At 42.2% G+C, this 4766-nt stretch carries 4 protein-coding genes, 5 tRNA genes and 2 rRNA genes; 1 reads left to right on the top strand and 10 read right to left on the bottom strand.

The features are described 5' to 3' along the window. The 5 genes from AAC855_RS20975 to AAC855_RS20955 form a co-directional block, all read right to left on the bottom strand. On the bottom strand, positions 1 to 138 hold a 138-nt coding region (locus AAC855_RS20975), incomplete at its 3' end, for a GTP-binding protein (RefSeq protein WP_230050329.1). Positions 139 to 248: 110 nt separating this feature from the next. After that, positions 249 to 324, bottom strand: a tRNA-Thr gene (locus AAC855_RS20970). A 6-nt stretch (positions 325 to 330) separates the two neighbouring features. After that, positions 331 to 405 (bottom strand) — tRNA-Gly (locus tag AAC855_RS20965). Positions 406 to 504: 99 nt separating this feature from the next. Beyond that, positions 505 to 589 (bottom strand) — tRNA-Tyr (locus AAC855_RS20960). Between the two features lie 15 nt (positions 590 to 604). Next, a tRNA-Thr gene (locus AAC855_RS20955) sits at positions 605 to 680 on the bottom strand. Between the two features lie 406 nt (positions 681 to 1086). Here AAC855_RS20955 and coaA point away from each other — a divergent pair. After that, positions 1087 to 2037, top strand: a complete 951-nt coding sequence (gene coaA / locus AAC855_RS20950) for a type I pantothenate kinase (protein ID WP_340612089.1) — start codon at positions 1087 to 1089, stop codon at positions 2035 to 2037. Between the two features lie 35 nt (positions 2038 to 2072). Here the strand turns inward: coaA and birA are convergent, their stop codons facing one another. The 5 genes from birA to rrf (AAC855_RS20925) form a co-directional block, all read right to left on the bottom strand. Further along, positions 2073 to 3032, bottom strand: a complete 960-nt coding sequence (gene birA, locus AAC855_RS20945; protein WP_340612088.1) for a bifunctional biotin--[acetyl-CoA-carboxylase] ligase/biotin operon repressor BirA — start codon at positions 3030 to 3032, stop codon at positions 2073 to 2075. Further along, positions 3029 to 4069 (bottom strand): UDP-N-acetylmuramate dehydrogenase, encoded by a 1041-nt coding sequence (murB, locus tag AAC855_RS20940; protein WP_340612087.1) that lies wholly within the window; start codon positions 4067 to 4069, stop codon positions 3029 to 3031. Before murB ends, birA begins: the two co-directional genes overlap by 4 nt. A 330-nt stretch (positions 4070 to 4399) precedes the next feature. Then, positions 4400 to 4515 (bottom strand): 5S ribosomal RNA (gene rrf / locus AAC855_RS20935). Between the two features lie 34 nt (positions 4516 to 4549). Continuing rightward, positions 4550 to 4625 (bottom strand) — tRNA-Thr (locus AAC855_RS20930). Positions 4626 to 4675: 50 nt separating this feature from the next. Then, positions 4676 to 4766 (bottom strand): 5S ribosomal RNA (rrf, locus tag AAC855_RS20925); the annotation flags it as partial.

Below are 4766 nucleotides of genomic sequence, written 5' to 3'. Positions count from 1 at the left end.
TGCACGTGCGCTACCGCCGTAGGTTTTTGCCAGAACGGTGGTGATTGCAGCAGTCAGGGTAGTTTTACCGTGGTCAACGTGGCCGATAGTACCAACGTTAACGTGCGGTTTTGAACGCTCAAACTTTTCTTTAGACATTAGGTTGTCCCTCTAAGACACGGAATCGGTGGTTTCACCACATCAACCAAGCAATTTTGCTTGTTTTAGATATCAACAGGAAGAAAATCAGGAGACAAGAACTAGGGAAGTGGTGCTGATAGGCAGATTCGAACTGCCGACCTCACCCTTACCAAGGGTGTGCTCTACCAACTGAGCTATATCAGCACATCTTGGAGCGGGCAGCGGGAATCGAACCCGCATCATCAGCTTGGAAGGCTGAGGTAATAGCCATTATACGATGCCCGCGTGAACTCGGCTACCTGACTTTAATCAGCTGTATTGTATCTCAAGTATTTTGTCTGGAGTATTAACTCGAGCAGAACACTCAAGATGAAAACTGGTTCATGGTGGTGGGGGAAGGATTCGAACCTTCGAAGTCTGTGACGGCAGATTTACAGTCTGCTCCCTTTGGCCGCTCGGGAACCCCACCTTTCCAAATTTTTAATGGTGCCGGCACCAAGAATCGAACTCGGGACCTACTGATTACAAGTCAGTTGCTCTACCATCTGAGCTATGCCGGCATCAAGTGCTGCGCATTCTAGGTAGTATTCGTCTCCGATGCAACAAAAAATTTATTTTTTTTGTTCTTTTGCTCACATTCCATTCAGATAAGGCTTTTTTGATGATTTTTTAATTAGATAGGGTACAAATAATAGCCAGAAACTATATAATTAAAGTATCAAGACGTGGGGTAAGTAGTCTACTTTCAGGAGTGAACAACCTCTTCGATGCCTATTTTTTAAATTAAAAATAGCTCCAAGACCGCTTATTTTTCGCAATTTTGTATTTTCCATCAAAAAAATTACTAAAATGATAAAAAATTCTACGCCTACGATAGCTCAGCCGATATGATGAGATTTATTTTTTGTCGGATACGGGTGTGCAAGAGTGCCCGTCCAACCTGCATAGACAGGCAGATGTTGGCTTATGAATGAGAAAGAACCTTTTTTAACGACCCCATATTTACAATTTGATCGTGAACATTGGGCAACCTTGCGTGACTCGGTGCCTCTAACATTAACAGCAGAAGAGTTTTCTGCCTTAAAAGGAATTAATGAAGATATCTCAATAGACGAAGTGGTTGAGATCTACTTACCATTATCCCGTCTACTTAATTTTTATATTAGCTCTAACCTTCGGCGACAAGCTGTTCTTGAACAATTTTTAGGAACCGGAGGACAAAAGATACCTTATGTTATTGGTATTGCCGGCAGCGTTGCCGTTGGCAAAAGCACAACAGCCCGTTTATTGCAGGCATTACTAAGCCGCTGGCCTGAACATCGTCGTGTAAAGCTGGTAACAACTGATGGCTTCTTACATTCTAACGATATATTGAATGAACGCGGCCTAATGAAAAAGAAAGGATTCCCTGAATCCTACGATATGCGTAGTCTGGTAAAATTCGTCTCCGATATAAAATCAGGGGCCGAAAAGGTTGCCGCTCCCGTATATTCTCACCTCAGTTATGATATCGTCCCTGATGAACAACTTATCATCGAACGACCCGATATTCTGATACTGGAAGGTTTAAATGTGTTGCAAAGTGGTATGGATTACCCCCATGAACCACATCATGTTTTTGTTTCTGATTTTGTTGATTTTTCTATTTATGTTGATGCGTCAGAACAATTACTTGAACAATGGTACGTCAGCCGTTTTCTTAAATTCCGGCAAGGTGCTTTTTCTGATCCTGACTCCTATTTCCACAATTATTCTAAGTTAACAACGGAAGAAGCAATAAAGGTAGCCTCTGATATTTGGCGAGAAATTAATGGGCTCAACCTACAACAAAATATCCTGCCTACCAGAGAGCGTGCCAGCCTAATTTTAACCAAAGGCACCAACCATGCGATTGAAAGCGTTAGGTTAAGAAAATAATGCCAAAAAGCCGGAAAATACTTCCGGCCTTCTCACTAACAGCCTCTCAGGGATATTTCACCACCAATATAAGGTGTGACTATCCCGTCAATATCAAGCAACAAAGCGCCTTGTTGATCAATGCCACGGGCTATGCCATAAACTTCTTGCTCACCAATTATTAACTTCACAGGACGATTCATAAAATTATCTAACTTAAACCATCTGGAAACAAAAGGTTGTAATCCTTCATTTTCAAACTGAACTAATGCCCTCTTCAGCTCAGTAACAATCTCAGTAACGAGTTTATTTCTTTCAACAGTTACACCGGCTTGCTGTAAATTAGTCCACTGTTGGTTAATTATTTTTTGTTGCTCACTACTCATCGAGATGTTCATACCAATACCGATGACAATCTGAGCCGCATCTCCAGTTCTGCCCATTAGCTCAACTAATATACCTGCCAGCTTTTTGTCATCCAGATATAGATCATTAGGCCATTTTACTTTTACCTTATCAGCTCCCTGACGATTCAAAACTTCTGCGATCACGATACCCACAACCAGACTCAACCCAATCGCTGCTGCAGGCCCTTGTTCTAATCGCCAGAACATAGATAAATATAAATTACGGCCGAAAGCAGAAACCCATTGCCTTCCGCGGCGCCCCCTTCCTGCATATTGATATTCTGCAACGCAGGTATCACCTGAACTAAGTTCTGTTAATTTCTCTAATAAGTACTGATTGGTAGAGTCAATAACCGGAATAACTTCAATTCGACTTTCAGGCAGATAATTTTCAATTATATCTTTGCTAAGGAGATTCATTGGTGCAGGAAAGCGGTAACCTTTACCCGCGATAGTCAATATTTCCACGCCCCATTCACGAATAGCCTGAATATGTTTATTTATCCCTGCCCGACTCATCCCTAGCTTCTGGCCCAATTGCTGACCCGAATGAATTTCACCATCTGATAAAATTTTAATTAATTTTAATGGAGTACTAACATCTTTCATGAAATACATTCCACCGCATCTATTTCACCTACATTCCCAATGAAACGGACTTCCGGTTCTAAATAAATATTGAATTTTTCAGCTACTTGCTTGCGAACATAAGTAGCCAGAGCAATAACATCATGTCCTGTCGCATTACCTTGATTGATTAATACTAATGCTTGTTTCTGATGAACTACCGCATGACCAATGTGATACCCTTTTAGATGACACTTATCTATCAACCAGCCCGCCGCTATTTTTACACTATGTTCATTATGATGATACTGGGGACACTCAGGGTACTCAGATTTAATTTTCTCTGCCAATTCTGCTGATATAATTGGGTTCTTGAAGAAGCTTCCTGCATTTCCTGTGATCGCAGGATCTGGTAATTTACTCTGACGCATTTCACATACTGTATGAAAAATCTGCTCTGGTGTTACGTCATCATGCGAGAATTTTGTTAAGCCACCATAAGTGAGTATTGGTTTCCACACTTTATTCAGCCTTAAACCAACCGCCGTAATTGCATAACCATCACTATATTCATGTTTGAAAACACTATCTCTGTAAGCAAACCCACATTCATTTTCCATCAGGCGAATCTGCTTTCCTGTTTTCAGCTCAATTAAATCAACGTACTCACAGACCTGTTTGAATTCAATTCCGTAAGCCCCGATATTTTGAATAGGTGCAGAGCCCACATTTCCGGGAATAAGGGCTAAATTCTCCAAACCATAGATCTTGAGTTTGAGTAAATAAAGAATCAGCTCATGCCAATTTTCACCCGCACCAACATGAATATTCCATGCTGTATCCGATTCTTGTACATCAACACCAGTAATACGATTCAGAATCACAGTGCCTTTGAAATCTTCTGTGAAGAGAACATTGCTCCCTCCTCCCAGCAATAGGATAGGCTGATTATCTTCTACCGCCTCATGCCATAAAGCCAGAAGTGATTCAACAGAGGCAGCTACGCTAATACGATTGGCATTTGCAGATATACCAAATGTGTTAAATGTTTTGAGTTGGGTTGATTTACAGACAGGCATTCAATTCAGGCTCAATAAGTAATTTGACTGTAGTCTAGCAGACTCTGCATTTGAAAGATAAGTCAGTAAATACCTATACACTTCGTCTTTCAAGTTGCCTCTTTGTTGACTGCGCTCGCTCACCCCGGTCACATAGTTATCTATGCTCTCGGGGATTACTGAGAGGCTCCTGCCTCTCACCGGAGGCCAGCCTTTGGCTGGGCAAATTCGTTCCCGACGAATTTGTTACTCCCTTGCCGCCGTGACACATCTTGAAATTCATTGTGTATATTATTAAGGTAGAAATGCAAAAAGCCACTCAAATGAGTGGCTTTTTGACTTTGTATTAAAGCTTGGCAGTTCCCTACTCTCACATGGGGAGACCCCACACTACCATCGGCGCTACGGTGTTTCACTACTGAGTTCGGCATGGGGTCAGGTGGGACCACCGCGCTATTGCCGCCAAGCAAATTCTGTTTTATTTGCCGAACATATTATTCATGGTGCTGATACCCAGATTCGAACTGGGGACCTCACCCTTACCAAGGGTGTGCTCTACCAACTGAGCCATATCAGCAAATGCTGAAATAAAAAGTGTTGCCATTTAGGCAACACGGATAAATTGATGTCTGGCAGTTCCCTACTCTCACATGGGGAGACCCCACACTACCATCGGCGCTACGGCGTTTCACTGCTGAGTTCGGCATGGGGTCAGGTG

This window comes from Xenorhabdus bharatensis (assembly GCF_037996705.1).
Classification (GTDB): Bacteria; Pseudomonadota; Gammaproteobacteria; order Enterobacterales; family Enterobacteriaceae; genus Xenorhabdus; species Xenorhabdus bharatensis.
This window is presented reverse-complemented; position numbering and strand designations above follow the sequence as displayed.

What these genes read in the sequence shown, in the direction of transcription:
- coaA (WP_340612089.1), top strand. Translation starts at nt 1,087, where the DNA reads ATGAATGAGAAAGAACCTTTTTTAACGACCCCATATTTACAATTTGAT.
- birA (WP_340612088.1), bottom strand. Translation starts at nt 3,032, where the DNA reads ATGAAAGATGTTAGTACTCCATTAAAATTAATTAAAATTTTATCAGAT.
- murB (WP_340612087.1), bottom strand. Translation starts at nt 4,069, where the DNA reads ATGCCTGTCTGTAAATCAACCCAACTCAAAACATTTAACACATTTGGT.